The sequence below is a fragment of the Hafnia alvei genome (assembly GCF_964063325.1).
GTDB classification, from domain to species: domain Bacteria; phylum Pseudomonadota; class Gammaproteobacteria; order Enterobacterales; family Enterobacteriaceae; genus Hafnia; species Hafnia alvei_B.
In genome coordinates this window covers 1770762-1788774 of the sequence record NZ_OZ061315.1, presented here as the reverse complement: position 1 = coordinate 1788774, position 18013 = coordinate 1770762, and the positions used below count along the sequence as shown (strand labels likewise).

General features: G+C 46.9%; 16 protein-coding genes. 6 read left to right on the top strand and 10 right to left on the bottom strand.

The genetic code is table 11. The features are described from left to right. Positions 1–14: 14 nt before the first annotated feature. Positions 15–635, bottom strand: coding sequence for a TfoX/Sxy family protein (locus AB3Y96_RS08360; protein ID WP_168780341.1), 621 nt, complete (start codon positions 633–635; stop codon positions 15–17). A 221-nt stretch (positions 636–856) separates the two neighbouring features. On the opposite strand from AB3Y96_RS08360, the gene sulA reads away from it, so the two are divergent. Beyond that, positions 857–1366 carry an SOS-induced cell division inhibitor SulA gene (sulA, locus tag AB3Y96_RS08355; protein WP_072307290.1) on the top strand — a complete coding sequence of 170 codons (510 nt, stop codon included), beginning with the start codon at positions 857–859 and terminating at the stop codon, positions 1364–1366. 357 nt (positions 1367–1723) lie between these two features. Next, positions 1724–2779 (top strand): porin OmpA, encoded by a 1056-nt coding sequence (gene ompA, locus AB3Y96_RS08350; RefSeq protein WP_072307289.1) that lies wholly within the window; start codon positions 1724–1726, stop codon positions 2777–2779. A gap of 122 nt (positions 2780–2901) precedes the next feature. On the opposite strand, the gene matP is transcribed toward ompA, so the two are convergent. Beyond that, complete coding sequence (gene matP, locus AB3Y96_RS08345; RefSeq protein ID WP_072307604.1) at positions 2902–3360, bottom strand: macrodomain Ter protein MatP; 459 nt, start codon at positions 3358–3360, stop codon at positions 2902–2904. Between the two features lie 208 nt (positions 3361–3568). Between matP and AB3Y96_RS08340 the strand changes: the two genes are divergently transcribed. Then, positions 3569–5314 carry an AAA family ATPase gene (locus tag AB3Y96_RS08340; RefSeq protein WP_367300298.1) on the top strand — a complete coding sequence of 582 codons (1746 nt, stop codon included), beginning with the start codon at positions 3569–3571 and terminating at the stop codon, positions 5312–5314. A 68-nt stretch (positions 5315–5382) separates the two neighbouring features. After that, positions 5383–5901, top strand: coding sequence for a bifunctional 3-hydroxydecanoyl-ACP dehydratase/trans-2-decenoyl-ACP isomerase (gene fabA / locus AB3Y96_RS08335; RefSeq protein ID WP_025801007.1), 519 nt, complete (start codon positions 5383–5385; stop codon positions 5899–5901). A 98-nt stretch (positions 5902–5999) separates the two neighbouring features. Here fabA and AB3Y96_RS08330 read toward each other — a convergent pair whose 3' ends face one another. The 7 genes from AB3Y96_RS08330 to rlmKL form a co-directional block, all read right to left on the bottom strand. After that, the gene (locus tag AB3Y96_RS08330; protein ID WP_072307287.1) at positions 6000–6941 is read right to left on the bottom strand and encodes a LysR family transcriptional regulator; all 942 of its coding nucleotides are present in this window, start codon (positions 6939–6941) and stop codon (positions 6000–6002) included. 325 nt (positions 6942–7266) lie between these two features. After that, the gene (rmf, locus tag AB3Y96_RS08325) at positions 7267–7434 is read right to left on the bottom strand and encodes a ribosome modulation factor (protein ID WP_004095659.1); all 168 of its coding nucleotides are present in this window, start codon (positions 7432–7434) and stop codon (positions 7267–7269) included. Positions 7435–7694: 260 nt separating this feature from the next. After that, complete coding sequence (gene pqiC, locus AB3Y96_RS08320) at positions 7695–8255, bottom strand: membrane integrity-associated transporter subunit PqiC (RefSeq protein WP_072307286.1); 561 nt, start codon at positions 8253–8255, stop codon at positions 7695–7697. Further along, positions 8255–9895 (bottom strand): intermembrane transport protein PqiB, encoded by a 1641-nt coding sequence (gene pqiB / locus AB3Y96_RS08315; RefSeq protein WP_367298939.1) that lies wholly within the window; start codon positions 9893–9895, stop codon positions 8255–8257. The genes pqiC and pqiB overlap by 1 nt, the downstream gene beginning before the upstream one ends. Next, positions 9888–11156 (bottom strand): membrane integrity-associated transporter subunit PqiA, encoded by a 1269-nt coding sequence (gene pqiA, locus AB3Y96_RS08310; protein ID WP_367298938.1) that lies wholly within the window; start codon positions 11154–11156, stop codon positions 9888–9890. Before pqiA ends, pqiB begins: the two co-directional genes overlap by 8 nt. Before the next feature lie 103 nt (positions 11157–11259). Then, a complete protein-coding gene (locus AB3Y96_RS08305; RefSeq protein ID WP_367298937.1) occupies positions 11260–13164 on the bottom strand; it encodes an ABC transporter ATP-binding protein in 1905 nt (634 codons plus the stop codon). Positions 13165–13167: 3 nt separating this feature from the next. After that, entirely contained in the window at positions 13168–15294 is a 2127-nt protein-coding gene (gene rlmKL, locus AB3Y96_RS08300) for a bifunctional 23S rRNA (guanine(2069)-N(7))-methyltransferase RlmK/23S rRNA (guanine(2445)-N(2))-methyltransferase RlmL (protein ID WP_072307282.1), read from the bottom strand. Between the two features lie 474 nt (positions 15295–15768). On the opposite strand from rlmKL, the gene ydfZ reads away from it, so the two are divergent. Together ydfZ and AB3Y96_RS08290 are read left to right on the top strand one after the other, a co-directional pair. Then, complete coding sequence (gene ydfZ / locus AB3Y96_RS08295) at positions 15769–15972, top strand: putative selenium delivery protein YdfZ (RefSeq protein ID WP_367300297.1); 204 nt, start codon at positions 15769–15771, stop codon at positions 15970–15972. A gap of 205 nt (positions 15973–16177) precedes the next feature. Beyond that, positions 16178–17281, top strand: coding sequence for a YcbX family protein (locus tag AB3Y96_RS08290; protein WP_367298936.1), 1104 nt, complete (start codon positions 16178–16180; stop codon positions 17279–17281). A 70-nt stretch (positions 17282–17351) separates the two neighbouring features. On the opposite strand, the gene AB3Y96_RS08285 is transcribed toward AB3Y96_RS08290, so the two are convergent. Beyond that, complete coding sequence (locus AB3Y96_RS08285) at positions 17352–17900, bottom strand: cell division protein ZapC (protein ID WP_072307280.1); 549 nt, start codon at positions 17898–17900, stop codon at positions 17352–17354. Positions 17901–18013 lie beyond the last annotated feature (113 nt).

Sequence of the window (18013 nt, the reverse complement as noted above, 5' to 3'; positions counted from 1 at the left end):
GGCAAACCCCAGTATTATTTCTGCCAGCGATAGGTATTTTGCTTTAGCCATTCATCCAGCGTGGCTCGCACCTGATATGAGAGCGCCGCTTCATGGCATTTTCTCACCGCCCCCGCCAAATCAAAGAGAAGCCGGTTGTGCAGATTGGCATTCATTTTTTTAAGTCGAATAAATACTTCTGTCTCACCGATGCTAATCAACTGTTCAGGGCTCGTAATGCCTATTTTTCCCAAGAGGCGCTCCATCGTATTGTTAATGTTTGGCAGCGATCGCAACCCTGTGCTTTCTGCCGCCCGCAGCGATTTTTTAAGCATCACCGATTGCTGTAACGACGCATTCGCAAGATGCTGCAAGAAAGCCGGGTCATCCCACATGCTATGTTCAACGCGGTAATAGCTTAAACGTACAGGGATCCCTCGTTTGGTATAGATGAACGCCTTCATACCATAAGTCAGAAATCGAGATTTCAATTCGTTATGCGCCCGTAGATATAGCTCCCCTTCAGAGACCACACCAAACATGGTTTTGTCTAGCCATACACCAAAACCTCCAAACTGCGAGCGCAAAGTCACCGCACCGAGCGAAGAAAAAACTTCATATGCAACGTCGGCCCTTTCAGTCAATAGTCCTTTCATATGTAACTCCCTTAATATGCATTCACAACACTAATAATTACTTTATTTAGCAATAACAGTGAATTAAGAACATAGCGAATTACCGAAAAGCATCCAAACTGAAAGTTAGTTTTCGCTCGTTTTCATCGCAGATTTGCGAAGAGCATTGTAAAAAAGAGGTTGATCTCTGCCGATCACCCATGTACTGTATATTCATACAGTACACACAGCGAGAACATATCATGCGCACACAGTCACTGCATCACTACACCGAACGCTCATCATTTTTAAGCCCGTCAGCGCATCATGAAACTGAAGAGCAAGGGAATGCCTATGCAGGCGTCATCAGTGAATTGGTCTATAGCGAACATCAGCCTATGTTATCTCTCCTTCTGCTGCCGTTACTGCGTCAGCTCGGTAAGCAATCTCGCTGGTTACTCTGGTTAAATCCGCAACATCGGCTAAGCAAACAATGGCTTGCTGACTCCGGCTTACCAGCAAGCAAGGTTATGCAGCTCAATCAGATTGAGCCAATAGAGTCTATCTATGCGATGGAATGCGCACTACGTAGCGGTAACTATAGTGTTGTATTAGGTTGGCTGCCGCCGTTGACCCAAAATGAACGCACAAGATTAAGAAAGGCTGCGCAAGATGGAGAGTGTTTTGGACTGGTTATGCAGCCCGATCTGAATTCGGAACCAGAGCAAGGACAACGAAATCTGCTAAAAATTCAGTCCAAATTGTTTCATTAAGTAAATTTAAGAGAAATCTTATCAGCGCTATTTTTTCACTGCTAATTATTTAATTTTATAGCAGAAACCCGCATTACGCCTGCATTACTGCTCTTTTTTGCGAAAAAAACGACGTTTATTTTTTGAACAAAACGTTAAATGAAGTGTACACGTTAACGGTTTTTTTGTTGAGCTATATCACATCGTACTTGTAAGTTTCTAATCTCGTTGTAGACTTGTTATCGCGAAGGTTGCTCTATAACGCCGAGAAAATTGGCACAGTATTTAATCGAGCGAAAACCTAGCAAAGGATTTTAACCAAGGGCTAATTGTAGCAATCTAGCTCTTTGGCCTATTTGGATGATAACGAGGCGCAAAATGAAAAAGACAGCTATCGCATTAGCAGTGGCACTCGCTGGTTTCGCTACCGTAGCGCAAGCAGCACCTAAAGATGATACTTGGTATGTTGGTGGTAAACTGGGCTGGTCCCACTACTACGACAACAGCATCAACCATTTTGGTAGCACCAACGTACGTCCTGACCAGATGGGTGGCGGTGCGTTCTTCGGTTACCAAGCAAACCCATACCTGGGCTTTGAAATGGGCTACGATTGGTTAGGTCGTATGGAATACCGTGGCGACAACAACGGTGCTTTCAAATCTCAAGGCGTTCAGCTGGCTGCTAAACTGAGCTACCCAATTGCTGACGATCTGGACATCTACACTCGTCTGGGTGGTATGGTATGGCGTGCTGACGGTTCTGCAAACTCTGCAACCAAAGGTCGTTACATCGACAGCAACGACACCGGTGTTTCTCCACTGGCTGCAATCGGTGTTGAATACGCACTGAACAAAGACTGGGCAACCCGTCTTGACTATCAGTTCGTAAGCAACATTGGTGATGCTAACGAAACTGCTGCACGTCCAGACAACACCCTGCTGAGCGTAGGTGTTACCTACCGTTTCGGTCAGGATGAAGCTGCTCCAGTTGTTGCTCCAGCACCAGCTCCAGCTCCAGTTGTTGAAACCAAGCGTTTCACTTTGAAGTCTGACGTTCTGTTCAACTTCAACAAAGCAACTCTGAAACCACAAGGCCAGCAGGCTCTGGATCAGATGTATTCTCAGCTGAGCAACTTGGATCCTAAAGACGGTTCTGTAGTTGTTCTGGGTTACACCGACCGTATCGGTTCTGAACAATACAACCAGAAACTGTCTGAACAGCGCGCACAGAGCGTTGTAGATTACCTGGTATCTAAAGGTATCCCTGCAGACAAAATCTCTGCACGTGGCATGGGCAAAGCTGACCCAGTTACTGGTTCTACCTGTGACAACGTTAAAGCTCGCGCAGCTCTGATCGACTGCCTGGCTCCAGACCGTCGCGTAGAAATCGAAGTTAAAGGCATCAAAGACGTAGTAACTCAGCCACAGGCTTAAGTTAACTCGTTGGTCCTTTAATCAAAAAGCCTCGCATTGCGAGGCTTTTTTTATGCGTTGTTTGTTGGAGTCATTGTTGATACGGGTTCATTGTCACGGTGATTAATGGTAACAAATCAGTGCTATTCTGGGGCCTTACCCAAAAACGACTGCAAATCTTTTTTCAACGATGACATCTTATTCGCATACTGCTCTTTGCGTTCCGCATCCTCAATAAGCTGCACGATAGTTTCAGAAAGCGTACTACCGCGTCGATGCGCCAGCCCTGCCAAACGTTGCCAAACCAGATATTCTAAGTCGATAGACTTCTTACGTGTATGTGTGTGTTCGGCGTTGAAATGACGCTTTCGCCGCGCACGAATGGTTTGTTTCATCTTGTTTTGCAGATCGGGATTCATATGTTCCCTAATCCATTCGTGAACATTAACAGGCTCACTCTCAAGCTTTAACAGCAGATCAACAGCCTGCTGAGCCATACTGGTTTCTAGATAGCGGGTGATCGCTTCCCCTTCTCGGTGTTTCTTCACCAAGTATTTCCACTTCCACCCACTTTCCAGATTTTCAAGCTGTTGGTATTTCATTGAGATATCTGCCAGTGACACGGTAACTTCCCATAAGAATAACAACTTTTTTTAGTTTTGCAGATATTTCATGTTTTATTATTGATTGTTTTTTATTCAGGTCGGCATCGAAATCACTTCCTTTTAACTCTTCTGCCGTTGTTTCCTGTGCAGGGCGGTGGAATCTTGTATAATTGCGGTTTTCCTACTGACAATAAAATTGACGACTTTGAGCAATTATCGACTCGACTGGCAATCGCTACTGCCCGATACGACACCTTATCAGTCTGTTTTCTCTGCGGCGGCACAACAGCCTGCGCTGACGTTCTCAGAATATCAGCCTCGCTTGGAAAACAGCTTGGCCCATTTCTGTCATCCGCAATCGCCTTCACCTTTTATGATCTTGAAGGCAGAGGAGACCTATGAGTATTTGGCAATCCTGCATCGTGCTACCGCAGAGTTATTGCCGGAGCTCAGCCTGCGAGGCAGCCAATATCACATCGATGGTATGCACGTCAGCATCATGCCAGCTGACAATCCTCAGGCGAATTTTGCGGCAACCACAACGTCACTTTTTGCCGACTGGTACGAGGGTGAACAATTGTTTGGCACTGTTCGCCAGTCCAATGGAAAAATCACCCTTGAGCCGGGCATAGTTCATAAGGCAAACGGCGGTGTGTTAATCCTGTCATTGCGTACGATGCTCGCTCAGCCGCTTCTTTGGCTGCGATTGAAACAAATCGTTCTTGGCAGAAAATTCAAATGGTTCTCACCTGATGAGAATAAACCGCTGCCGGTTCATATTCCTGATATGCCGATCGACCTTAAGGTCATTCTGGTCAGCGACCGTGAAGGATTGGCTGATTTTCAGGATATGGAACCTGATTTATGTTTCAACTCAATTTACGGTGAGTTCGAAGCAGACATGTCACTGGTGGATAGCGAGGATATGCAGCGTTGGTGCTCATTGGTAACAACCATTGCCAACGAATACCAACTGCCTCCGATTGCAGAAGATGCATGGCCCATTCTCGTCAATACGGCCATTCGTGCAATTGGTGACCAAGGTGCGTTGCCGCTTAGCCCAACGCTCATCGCTCGTACGCTGCGTGAAGCCGCGCTGCACAGCAATGAGGTTATCGATGCTCAAGCTATCAATGAAACACTCGCCTCTCGCCGCTGGCGTGAGGGCTATCTTGCCGAGCGCATGCATGATGAAATTGAGCTAGGCCAAATTCTGATAGAAACCGAAGGTGAGGTCATTGGCCAAATCAATGGCTTGTCGGTATTAGAGTATCCAGGTCATCCGCTGATGTTTGGCGAGCCCTCGCGTATTACCTGCGCGGTGCATTTGGGCGATGGCGAATTTACTGACGTGGAGCGAAAAGCGGAGCTAGGCGGGAATCTGCATGCCAAGGGCATGATGATTATGCAAGCCTTCCTAATCTCTGAATTAGATTTAGAGCAACAGCTTCCCTTCTCTGCCTCAATTGTTTTTGAGCAATCTTATGGCGAAGTTGATGGTGACAGCGCTTCACTTGCTGAGCTTTGTGCGTTGGTCAGCGCGCTTTCTCTCGCGCCAATCAACCAACAGATCGCAGTCACCGGCTCTGTAGACCAATTTGGCCACGTACAGCCTATTGGCGGCGTTAACGAGAAGATTGAAGGCTTCTTTGAGGCCTGTCAGCGTCGTGGCTTAACGGGCTCTCAGGGCGTGATTATCCCGGCAACCAACGCTCGTCATTTATGCTTAAGCACAGACGTTATCGAAGCAGTTAAAGCTGGAACGTTCCATCTTTGGGCCGTCGAGAATGCAGAAGATGCGTTGCCAATTCTGACCGGCGTAGTATACCGTAGTGAGACTGGGCCTAGCCTAATCGGTGCAATTCAAGATCGAATTGCAGCTATCAGTCCACTGGACAAACGTCAATTGCCTTGGCCATTACGCTGGCTAAACTGGTTCAACCATGGCTGATCGGACTTGTTCAGCGTACACGTGTTAGCTAACATGCACCCTTCATTAAAATAAGGCTTACAAGAATTATGGTAGATAAACGCGAATCTTATACTAAAGAAGACCTTGAAGCGTCTGGACGCGGCGAACTGTTCGGTGCTGGTGGACCACCACTGCCGTCTGGCAACATGCTGATGATGGATCGTGTCGTTAAAATGACCGAAGACGGCGGTAACTACAACAAAGGCTATGTAGAAGCTGAGCTGGATATCAATCCTGACCTATGGTTCTTTGGTTGCCATTTCGTTGGTGATCCCGTGATGCCCGGATGTTTAGGCTTAGATGCCATGTGGCAGTTGGTTGGTTTCTACCTGGGCTGGTTAGGCGGCGAAGGTAAAGGACGTGCACTTGGCGTTGGTGAAGTGAAATTTACCGGTCAGGTTCTGCCTACTGCGAAAAAAGTCACCTACCGTATTCATTTTAAACGTGTTATCAACCGTCGTTTAATCATGGGTATGGCTGATGGTGAAGTATTAGTTGATGGTCAGGTTATTTATAACGCATCTGATCTGAAAGTAGGTTTGTTCAAAGATACCAGCGCATTCTAATGCGTTAGCGTCTGTGGCTATTGCCATTTAACGCATAAGAAAAAGCGCAGCTAGCTGCGCTTTTTCTTTTCTATAGGACCGACATTCCAATATTTACCCTAGCGTAGAACAGAAGTGTTCTGCGTAATAAGAACCTCTTTAACTTTATTCACTAGATCTAATAGCGCCTTATCTTGTTGTGCCTTTTTACTGTAAGACATATAGACTTCATAGGTCCCCAAGTCAGCCTCACAATCTAGGCGCTTAATATTATATATATCTTTAAACTTTTCATACATTGACTCAGGGCAAAAGCCGACATCGTTTGTTTTTTCAATCACGGCTAAAGACGTAATTAATGATGGTGATGCAAAAGACACGGTTCTTTTACCTAAAAGGATATCTATTTTTGTTCTGAACTCATTAATTTTTTTTCTATTTTTGGTAATTGTTGTGTAACGTTCATCCTTTATGCTGCTATTAGTCACTTCACCACTAATTCTTGGGTGGTTTTTAGAACAAACCATCACGATTTTTTCACTATAAATTAGCTCAGACTCAATAGCCGAATTATAGATTGGAACAATATCAAAAATGATGTCCGCTTTATGGTACAGCAGCGCATGCTCTACTTCTATAGGATCCTCAGGCAATAGATTGTGAGCAATTCGACACTTAATCTTTGCCGATGACATAAGGTGACTACAAACATCCGGTATCAATAGCTGTGCTAGATGAGGATCACTCCATATCACCAGATTTCTGATGCTATCCCCCTTATCCGCAAAAATATCAATAATACCGTTTAAGCTTCCCTTTATATTTTCATGCATGCTATCAGCAAAAACCGTAGCAGATATCCCCTTTCCATCCCTAATAAATAGAGGATCAGGAAAATACTGTCTGAGTCTCTGAATACTCTGACTTACCGCTGGAGATGTCATGCCTAAAATATCAGCGGCTTTACTGACGCTTTTATAAAAATAAACAGCTTCAAAAACCGTTAATAAATTTAGATCAAACTTCCTTAATGATTTTAAACTATCCTGATGTTCAAACATCCCTATAACTCCAAATAGCAAACTCCATTTTTGGCGTCATACAATTCATTAAATTAATAATAATTTAAAATATGATAAAGCCAAATTATTCGTCCATGTAATGAATTCACAACCCAATAATAATTCATTCAATAATACATTATCTGATAGGTTACAAAAAATAAAGCCCAATTTAACCTAGGATTAAAAATATAAGAAATTGAATTCTACATATATAAATTTTAAATATTTTCTACATATATTCATAACTCAATTAATTCGCTGAATAAAAACCTCTGCGTTAACAGAGGTTTTTATTACTAATCCGAATTGATAGCGATGACCATCAGGCCATTACCGACCTGTCTTCCATGGCCTGCCGCCAGCCTCCCAACCAATGTGACCTTGCATCTACCGATTGATATGGGCAAAACTCCTTTGAGCGCCCAATAATACCAGCCTGATACCCACGTGATTGAGCCCGTTCTAGGCGATCGCGTTTTTGTCTCTTCATGCCTCGTTTCCCTCATTTTCAGTTCTGCTGGAAAGAAAACAGTGATGACTTTTTCGCCATCACACATAATCAATAGCCGCTTTTAGCCTGAGGGTCAATGCGCAAAATTCATACCAGTGTCACAAATGTGAGCGACAAGACGCCGCTCTACAGCTGTATTTAACGCGATATCTCACAATCGCCTGTTCTACATAAAGAAAACCCCGGTCAGCAAGATTTGCTCTGACCGGGGTTTATTTAGACAATTTTAGTCTAGGGTATCACTGAACCTGACGTGCGATCTGCTGCGCTTCCTGCTGCCAGCCTTCCGCAAGCGTCTTCACCAGCGCATCATAGCCGTCTTGCGGCACAGGAAGCACCAGATTGAACGCTCGCTTAGTCAGTTGACCATTACGCGTTAAAATCCATTCGCCACTGATAACAGCCTTGCCATCATAGCGGCCATGGAAGCCCGTCACGCTGATATTTAGCGTATCCTGAGCATTACCCAACGGCTGAGATGAAACAATCCAGCCCGGCATTGCCACACTCAGATTCGCGACCATCGTTTGTTGAAGCTGCTGCTCCAACGGGCTTGCCCAAAGATTATTGCCGGCGGTGACAAACTGCACGTCGTTAGTTTGATAAACCACGCCGAGGGCACTCAGAAAATCTGCCACGCTAACACGCTCAAGCCATAGCTGGTGCGTGTCGCTGTTGACAGGCGCTTGCACCACCGCCGTACTAGCCACGGGAACAGGAAGCTGATAGTAACTTTTCTGTGGTTGGCTACTACATGCACTCAGCAGTAACGCAGCCGCTCCCACCATCCAGATTTTCATTATTTTGTCCTCTTAGGCTGCGGATCTTTGCCAGCTGGCGCTTCAAACACCAGTGAATTGCTCTTCTCATTGAGCGTACGTAGTACCGGCTGCAGCTCACGTAACACCTGATCCAAACGCTGCATGTCGCCGACCATATTGTTATAGGCTGGAGACCCCGGCTGGAAGCCTTTCACACTTCGATTCAACTCAGTCAACGTTTTCTGCATATCGCCTGGTAATGCTTGCGCTTCTTTGCTTGAAACCAGTTTATTCAACGCATCCAACGTTTTCTGCGTTTCTGCCATCGTTTTCTGGCTGGCCTTCAAAGTATTAGTCGCTTCATTGATCATTGGCTCAATTGGCAACGAGTTGATTTTATCGAGTGTCGCGGTCAGTTTCTGTTGCAGCTGCGCCAAGCCACCACTTACCGTCGGCACGACCGGCCAACCATCAATTTTGCGAGGACCTTTCCAAGGCTTAGCCTGTGGATAGAAGTCCAAATCAATATACAGTGACCCGGTTAGCAAGTTGGCAGATTTAAGTGATGCACGTAACCCTTCACCCACGCCGGAGAACAGATGTTGCTCAACGTTAAAGTTATCGCCCAATTTTTGCTGAATACGGCCTGGCTCGATATTAACCAAGACCGGGATCTGGTAATCGGAGTCCAACTTCTGGCTTAGGCCAGTCACAAAGTAAGGCGCTTCAGCCACAGTACCTAAGCGAATACCGCGGAATTCAACCGGAGCACCAGCCTGCAAACCACGAATAGAATCACTAAAGAACATCAGCACGCTTTTATGTTCTGTGTATAGCGACTCCTGAATGCTGCGCTGGTTATCAAACAGTGCAAACTGAGACTGATTTGCCGCGGGCTTACCTACTGACCAGCCTTGAGGCACATCAAAGCTTACGCCGCCGCTAAATAGCGTGGTCAATGAGCCCATTTCCACACGCATGCCCTGAGCAGACATATCGAATGAAACACCGCTGTCGATCCAGAAGCGAACGTTGTCCGTCACCAAGGTGTCATACGGCGCAGTGATAAAGATCTGATAGTGGATCTGGCGATTTTTGGGATCAAACTGGCTGGTCTCAACGGAACCAACGCGTAAACCACGGAACAATACGGGATCGCCAGGGCTGAGCTGCCCTGCCTGTTCGCTGTCTAACGTGACGCGGATCCCTTTCGCATCCGGCGGCGCTAGCGGCGGCTGATCAAGCAAATTGAACTCATCATGAGCCTCTTTATTTGAGCCCGGCTGCAGCTCAATATATGCGCCTGAGAGCAAGGTTCCGAGCCCTGAAATACCCTCACGACCAATCTGTGGTTTCACTACCCAGAACACGCTGTCTTTACGCAGAAGCTTTTCCATTCCTGAATTCAAGCGTGCTTTTACGATGACCTGCGTCAAATCCTCATTTAACGTAACGGTTTCAACCATTCCCACGTCAACGCTACGACTTTTGATCGCCGTTTTGCCACCCTCAAGCCCTTCTGCGCTAGAAGTAATCAACGTCACTTCCGGTCCTTGGTGGCTAAAATGATAAAAAATCACCCATGCACCGATCAATGCCGTGACGATAGGGACAATCCAGACAGGGGACCAGCGTTTGATTTTTTCAACCTTAGCTACGCCAGTTTCTTGCTCATTCACTTTGAGGCTCCTTGTACGTTAAGCCACGTTCACGATCCCAGATCAATCTAGGATCAAATGTCATCGCTGAGATCATGGTAATAATCACCACCATCGCAAAAAGTAACGCTCCAATATCAGGGTAAATGCTCATCAATTGCCCCATATTTACCAACGCAGAAAGTACCGCGATAACAAACACGTCAATCATTGACCAGCGCCCAACAAATTCCACAATTTCATAAACAAAATGCATACGCTCACTGTCACCGCGCGTGGCATATTTGGCATCCCAGCATAACCACCCTATCGCTAATATTTTTAGCGTGGGAACCATAATACTGGCGATAAAAATAACCATGGCTACGGGGTAAGAGCCTTCGCCCCAAAGCAAAATAACCCCAGCCATAATCGTTGAGGTGAGCTTGGTGCCAAGTGCTTGCGTTACCATAATCGGCAGAACGTTTGCGGGGATATACAACATGATTGCCGTGACGAGTAAAGACATCGTCCATTGCAAACTATTACGACGTCGCGCGTGGCCTCTGCTATGACAGCGGGGGCACGACAGCTGATCGGCGGGTAAAATAGCAGAACAACATGAACAAGAGCGCAGCCCTTGTTGAAGCCCGGTCAGGCCAACACGTAAATTTTCTGGAAGCTGCGGGGCGGGCGCAATATCACGCCATAGAAGTCGTTTATCGATGACTTGGAATACGCGTACCTGCAGGACGCAAAATAGGCAATAAGGCAGGAAACTGGTCCCCACACCGACATCACCATAGGCCATCAGCTTCACGAAGCTAACCAGAACTCCCGCTAAGAAGATTTCAACCATGCACCACGAGCGACATTTGAAGAGGATCTTCGCCATCATGACCTTGAGTTCTGTCGGCATCGGTATCCGCAAATTAAGCAGAATAATCGAAACCATACAAAATGCAGGCACCAACTGGACGAAAATCATAAACAGCGACGCCATGCTGGCATAGTCTTCTGACACCAGCGTCTGTGGGATCTGAATCAGCGTAATGGCATTGCGGATCCCAGCCACCGACATGTTCACAAAGGGGAAAAGGTTGGCTAAGACCAGCATAAACAACGCGCAAATGGCGTACAACACGGGCTGGCGGCGCGGCTCTCGCCACTTCACCATCAAGGTCGTATGACAACGAGGACAGCTACTTTTAGAGCCCTCTGGCAACACGGGCAGCTCCACCAGCATGTCACATTGCGGGCATAATATTTTGTTTTCTGAATCCAGATGATGTTCAGAACACATGATTTTTTCCCACTATTTGGTTGCTACATAAAATGCACAAAAAAGCCTGACACAACACATCACTCCGCGTTAGTCAGGCTTTATTCCGTCTTAGGCAGATCGATTAAGCATTCTTCATTGCTTCTAGCTCTTCCCAACGCTCAAACGCTGTTTCAAGCTGCTGCTCGACTTCAGCCATCTTTTGCAGAACGTTCTGAGTCTCTTCATGAGATTGGTTGAAGAAATCAGGTTTAGCGACTTTTTCCTGCAAAGTAGTCAGCGCGGTTTCCAACTCTTCAAGGCGTGCAGGAAGCTGCTCTAATTCACGTAGCAAATTATAGCTCATCTTATTGCTGCGCTTTTTCACTTCCGCTTTAGGTGTATTTGCACTCGCCTGAGGTTTAGACGCAGCCTGTTGGCTGAAAGAACGCATGTCGGCTTTTTGCTTGTGCGCGTCATAATAGCCACCCACGTAGCTGTTAATGACGCCGTTACCCTCGAAGATCCAGCAATCAGTCACGGAGTTATCGACGAATTGACGATCGTGGCTAACCAGCATAACCGTGCCTTGATAACCATCAACCAGCTCTTCCAGCAATTCCAATGTTTCGATATCTAAATCGTTGGTTGGTTCATCGAGAATCAATAGATTGCTTGGTTTTAGGAACAACTTCGCGAGCAACAATCGGTTACGTTCACCGCCTGACAAGGCGCGTACCGGCGTCATCGCGCGTTTAGGGTGGAACAGGAAGTCCTGCAAATATCCTAAAACATGGCGTGGACGGCCGTTAACCATAACTTCTTGCTTACCTTCAGCCAGATTATCCATCACGGTTTTGTCTGGATCTAACTCTGCGCGATGCTGATCAAAGTAAGCAATTTCTAGCTTGGTCCCGCAACGCACTTTCCCGCTGTCTGGCGGCAATTGGCCCAACATCAGTTTCAGCAGCGTAGTTTTACCACAGCCGTTTGGCCCAACCAGCGCGATCTTATCGCCGCGGTTAACCTGAACGCTGAAATCACGCACCAGCGTTTTACCTGCGACGCTATAATTAACATTCTCCATCTCGAAGACAATTTTGCCGGAGCGCAGCGATTCTTCAACCTGCATCTTGGCATTACCTTGCACACTACGGCGCTCGGCATGTTCGTTACGCATCGCTTTTAACGCGCGAACGCGGCCTTCGTTACGGGTACGACGCGCTTTGATACCTTGGCGGATCCAGACTTCTTCCTGCGCTAATTTGCGATCGAACTCGGCGTTCTGCATTTCTTCAACGCGCAGCGCTTCTTCTTTTGCAATTAAATAGGCGTCATAGTTGCCAGGCCAAGAAACCAGCTTACCGCGATCCAGATCGACGATACGGGTCGCCATGCTGCGAATAAATGAACGGTCATGGGAAATAAATACGATGCTGCCGGTGAATTCCTTCAGGAAATCTTCCAGCCACGTGATCGTTTCGATATCCAAGTGGTTTGTCGGTTCATCCAGCAACAGCACATCGGGCTCACATACCAGCGCACGTGCCAAAGCCGCTTTACGCAGCCAACCACCCGATAGCGCAGACAGGTCGGTATCCGCGTTCAAGCCCAGCTTAGTCAGCACGTCGCTGATGCGGCTATCAATACGCCATAGGCCTTGATGATCCAAAATCTCCTGCAGCGCAGAAAGCTTATTCAGGTTCTGTTCGCTAGGATCGGATTCGACCTTTTTCAGCAAATCATGATAAGCCTTAAGGTGCTGAGCCTGCTCGGCAACGCCTTCTGAGACAAAATCAAAAACCGTTCCACCGATATTACGCGGCGGATCTTGCTGCAAACGCGAGACCACTAAATCTTGCTCATAGATGATACGTCCATCATCTAGCGGTAACTCTTTGCCCAGTACTTTCAGCAAGGTTGATTTGCCTGCGCCATTACGGCCTACCAGACAAACACGTTCATTTGGCTCGATGTGTAATTCGGTGTTATCGAGCAACGGCGCATCACTAAATGAAATCCATGCACCGGAAAGACTAATTAACGACATATCTTACTTTTCCTCGCCAGCATGACGGATCAGCCAGCAGTTATGGATCTGACGGTTACGGGCAAAGTCCTGAGACAACGTCTGAGCGGTAATTTCTTTCGCTTCCAGACCTAATGCACCGAGCGCTTCAAGATCCATTTTAAATCCACGCTTGTTGTTGGAGAACATAATGGTGCCACGGCGACGCAGCATACGTTTAAGGTTGCGCATAATGTCAATATGATCGCGCTGCACATCAAACGTGGCTTCCATACGTTTTGAATTCGAGAACGTCGGTGGATCAATAAAGATCACATCGTATTGTTCATCGCTGTTATGCAAATAAGATAAACAGTCAGCCTGAACCAAACGATGTTGACGTCCGGTTAACCCATTCGCCCGCAGGTTTTTCTCTGCCCACTCAAGGTAAGTGCGTGACATATCCACCGTGGTGGTTGAACGTGCACCGCCTAACCCTGCATGAACGCTCGCCGTTCCGGTATAAGCAAACAGGTTCAGGAAGTCCTTACCGTTGCACATTTCGCCCAACATGCGGCGGGCAATGCGGTGGTCAAGGAACAGACCCGTGTCTAAATAGTCAGTTAAGTTAACCCACAGCTCAGCGTTGTACTCTTTAACCAGCATGAACTCTTCTTTTTGTGCCAGTTTTTCATACTGACTTTTGCCTTTCTGGCGTTCACGGGTTTTCAAGATCAAGCTGTTAGACGGCAAGTTCATCACCGACTGAGTGGCGTTAATCACGTCAAACAGACGCTGACGTGCTTTTTGCGCATCAACGGTTTTCGGCGGCGCATATTCCTGCACCACCACTTTGTCGGCATAGCGATCGACGGCAACGTTGTATTCTGGCAGATCGGCATCATAAACGCGGTAGCATTCAATGCCTTCTTGCTTCGCCCACTTATCAAGCTTCTTCAGATTCTTACGCAGACGGTTCGCATAATCTTCAGCAATTTGGCCTGCTGGCGCACCCAGCGGGTTCTCTGCGAGCTGATAGTTTTTCTGCACACAGTCCAGCGGGCCGTTTTTCGCCTTAAATTGACGCTCTGCACGGAGCTGTAAACAGCTCAGCAGTTCAGGAGATGCACTGAATAAAGAGAGCTGCCAACCGCCAAATGCGCCTTTCATGATGCGACCTAACGCATTGTGCAGCGCAATCAGTGCAGGTTCGCTTTCTAAGCGTTCACCGTATGGCGGGTTGCTTAGCACGGTTCCGGTTGGGCCTTCTGGCAGCGGGTTTTTCAGGTTGCTGACGTCAGCCACGTTGAACGTAATCAGTTCGGAAACACCAGCACGACGGGCGTTAGCACGCGCCATTTCAATCACACGGCGATCGTTATCTGAACCGAAGAAACGTGACTGACCTTCCTGTTCTTGCAGACCACGACGGGCACGCACCTGTGCTTCCGCCATCAGTTCACGCCACAATTCAGGGTTATGACCATTCCACGCGGTGAAGCCCCAGTGCTGACGGGTCAGACCCGGCGCGTGATCGGAGGCCATCATTGCGGCTTCAATCAGTAAAGTACCGGAACCACACATTGGGTCGACCATCGGCGTACCCGCTTTCCAGCCCGAACGCAGCACAATAGCCGAGGCCAACGTTTCTTTAAGCGGTGCCGCACCGGTAAGATCGCGGTAGCCACGCTGATGCAGGCCTTCTCCGCTCAGATCCAACGCCACGCTGGCCGTTTCACGCTGTAGGAAAACGTTAATACGAATATCTGGCGTTTGTTTGGCGACGGTGGGACGCGCATCAATTTTGCGCGTGAAGCTATCCACGATCGCATCTTTGACTTTCAACGCGCCATATTGGCTGTTGCGAATTTCTTCGTTGGTGCCGGTGAAATGCACGGCAAAGGTTTTATCGACGCCAAAAATAGAAGTCCAGTCGATTGCCTGTACACCTAAGTACAGATCCAGATCGCTATAGACTTTAAACTCATTCAGCGGCATCAAAATGCGCGAAGCTAAACGGCTCCAGAGCAGGCTCTGATAGAGCAAACGATCATCCCCTTGAAAATGCACACCGCCTTGAACAATTTGACAGGAGTGCGCACCGAGGGCTTCGAGTTCATTTTTTAACAGTTCTTCTAGACCGCGCGCGGTGCTGGCAAACAGAGATTTCATGTTTTCACTATCACTAAAGAGAATTTACGGAGACTAAAAGCCAGAAAAAGCTTAATAATCAAATGAGTATGCAACTCCATGCATTATAACTAAGCAGCAAGTTGCACCGTTTGCTAGGTTCTGACAAGTGAACATCAGTCAGTTAATTGGCTATTTTAACCTGTAGGACCCTACATTTGATACTTTTCTATGAAAAACCGCCATCCTTCATTTTATCTTTTTGCCATCCCCCTTTTTTGGCCTGTTTTTACGCGATGTCTAATGCATCATTTTTAATCCTTTTTCTTCTGCGAAAAATGTTCAAAATAAACGCCGTTTTAAAATTATAGTTAACGATTTCATAGGGATAAATATTTTTAAAAATTTGATCTAAATCATTTTTTTTGCAAAACGACGATTTTAAAATCTCACACCGAATTCATGATGTACCGATGATATACGATGAAGGAGGAGCTGAAGATGACCCAAGAAAGCGTGATGACATACGATCGCAACCGCAACGCCATTAAAGTTGGCAGCCGCGTCATGGTGAGTGGTACCGGCGAGATTGGTGTAATTACGGCTATTCACGGTGACAACCTACCCTCAGCGCAAATCCGTCGTTCAAAATGCGTAGATATCGATAATCTCAGCGATCGTTACGTTCCGCTCGACCTTGTTCGCTTAGGGATGAACTAATCCTATCTTGCACGTGAATACTCACCGTTAAGTGCCGGTCGCAGACCTCTTGATCGGCACTGCATCTCTTCCCCACCGCTTCTACACCTACTGATAGCTCTGTACCCATAAAAGAAAACGCCGCGCTATCTGTTCAATATGAAGCAGGTGTCATAAAGTGATCGGCTGAAATTCTTTTAAAACGACGGAACGAGGAAGTGCTGAAATGATCACGTTATCAAAGCTATATGTTCATCCGATAAAATCCATGCGTGGCTTACAGCTTTCACAGGCTCAGGTTTTGCCAAGTGGTTTAGCATTCGATCGTGCGTTGATGATAACTGAAACTGACGGCACCTTTATTACCGCTCGCCAAAATCCACGGATGGTGACATTCACCCCCTCCTTATTACCGAACGGTATTGCTCTCGCCGCGCCCGATGGTGAAAGTATTATGGTGTTATGGCAAGACTTTATTAAAGAACAACAGCCTACCGAAGTTTGGGGCAATCACTTTACCGCGCTCATTGCACCTACCCAGATAAACGTATGGCTGAGCCGTTATTTTAAGCGCGACGTTCAGCTTCGTTGGTTAGGCGATGAGCTCAGTCGGCGTGTAAAACATCACCCGGAAATTCCGCTGACGTTTGCCGACGGTTATCCTTTTTTATTAATCAATGAAGCTTCGTTTCAAAATTTACAGCAGCGCAGCCCAAGCGCTATTCGCATTGAGCAGTTTAGACCGAATATTGTCGTTAGCGGCGCTCAGGCTTTTGATGAAGATAGCTGGCAGGTTATTCGCATCGGCGAGATTATTTTTGATTTAGTCAAACCATGCAGCCGCTGTATTCTGACCACGGTGAGCACCGACCGTGGGCGTAAACACCCTGCAGGTGAACCGTTAAAAACCTTGCAGTCATTCCGCACCGCAGACAATGGCGATGTGGATTTCGGCATGAATATGATCGCGCGCAGCGGTGGGGTTATTCGCCAAGGAGATAACGTTGAAATACTCAGCGTTCGCCCTCCTCGTCTTTATTCGGCTGGAGAAACAAACGAATCTCTATCGGTAGCCAATGTCGGTGAAAAAAGCGTCAAAATTGAATATCAAGGAGAGGTATTTACCGGCAATAACCAACAAATACTGTTAGAACAGCTGGAAGCTCAAGGTATCCGAATTCCCTATTCTTGTCGGGCAGGATTATGCGGTGCTTGCAAATTAACGCTAGACGAAGGGGAAGTTACGCCGTTGAAGAAAAGCGCCGTGGGCCCGAATGGCCGCATTCTTAGCTGTAGCTGCATTCCCAAAAGCGATATTAAATTAGCTTAATAACCGTCGCTCTAGAATAGCTATCGTTCTAAATAGTAGAAATATGCGGGATATTCACTGCCCGCATATATTAAACGGCGTAGGCTAAAATATCTTGAGCATCACTAGACGGCTGCACCGCAATTAATCTGTCGTGCATCACTTTAATGGCATCGCCAAGCTGCATCGCTTTGCCTGCAAGTTGCAAATAAGGCTGGGCTAAAAGACATAAACTGGCACTATCTCCAGACTCGACCACCAGCAAACGCGCCTGTTCGGCAGTATTAGAAACCTGCACGGCAACCACTTCACCTAACGCCGGATTCACCGAGCAAGACTGCGGGGCAAAATGCCAACTCTTTGGCATCAGCGGTTTAAGAAAACGCTGCGCAACTAACGCATTGAGTATTAACTCTGCACGTTGTTCTTTTTTTAATCCCGTCTGCCGGCTTCGTTCTTCAAACTGATAATAGAGCGCTGCATCATCAACGCAAAATGAGCTCTCTTCAAAAGCATCTGGAGTCAACATTTTGGCTGCAAAGCGGGATCGAAAGATCATTCCGTTGGCTAAATCCAACATCAAACGATCGTGTTCCTCATCAAAATACCAGCGCCAGTTATCGCCCGGTTTTATATTCATAACATCCCTCTTCTGCATCGACCATCAGGATCGTGATTCGACTGTTGCCCATGTCATTAATACGACCAAATCATGCGTTGATTAAATTAGCGTGATTCGTTTGGACAATTAAT

What these genes read in the sequence shown, in the direction of transcription:
- AB3Y96_RS08360 (WP_168780341.1), bottom strand. Translation starts at nt 635, where the DNA reads ATGAAAGGACTATTGACTGAAAGGGCCGACGTTGCATATGAAGTTTTT.
- sulA (WP_072307290.1), top strand. Translation starts at nt 857, where the DNA reads ATGCGCACACAGTCACTGCATCACTACACCGAACGCTCATCATTTTTA.
- ompA (WP_072307289.1), top strand. Translation starts at nt 1,724, where the DNA reads ATGAAAAAGACAGCTATCGCATTAGCAGTGGCACTCGCTGGTTTCGCT.
- matP (WP_072307604.1), bottom strand. Translation starts at nt 3,360, where the DNA reads ATGAAATACCAACAGCTTGAAAATCTGGAAAGTGGGTGGAAGTGGAAA.
- fabA (WP_025801007.1), top strand. Translation starts at nt 5,383, where the DNA reads ATGGTAGATAAACGCGAATCTTATACTAAAGAAGACCTTGAAGCGTCT.
- AB3Y96_RS08330 (WP_072307287.1), bottom strand. Translation starts at nt 6,941, where the DNA reads ATGTTTGAACATCAGGATAGTTTAAAATCATTAAGGAAGTTTGATCTA.
- rmf (WP_004095659.1), bottom strand. Translation starts at nt 7,434, where the DNA reads ATGAAGAGACAAAAACGCGATCGCCTAGAACGGGCTCAATCACGTGGG.
- pqiC (WP_072307286.1), bottom strand. Translation starts at nt 8,255, where the DNA reads ATGAAAATCTGGATGGTGGGAGCGGCTGCGTTACTGCTGAGTGCATGT.
- pqiA (WP_367298938.1), bottom strand. Translation starts at nt 11,156, where the DNA reads ATGTGTTCTGAACATCATCTGGATTCAGAAAACAAAATATTATGCCCG.
- AB3Y96_RS08305 (WP_367298937.1), bottom strand. Translation starts at nt 13,164, where the DNA reads ATGTCGTTAATTAGTCTTTCCGGTGCATGGATTTCATTTAGTGATGCG.
- rlmKL (WP_072307282.1), bottom strand. Translation starts at nt 15,294, where the DNA reads ATGAAATCTCTGTTTGCCAGCACCGCGCGCGGTCTAGAAGAACTGTTA.
- AB3Y96_RS08290 (WP_367298936.1), top strand. Translation starts at nt 16,178, where the DNA reads ATGATCACGTTATCAAAGCTATATGTTCATCCGATAAAATCCATGCGT.
- AB3Y96_RS08285 (WP_072307280.1), bottom strand. Translation starts at nt 17,900, where the DNA reads ATGAATATAAAACCGGGCGATAACTGGCGCTGGTATTTTGATGAGGAA.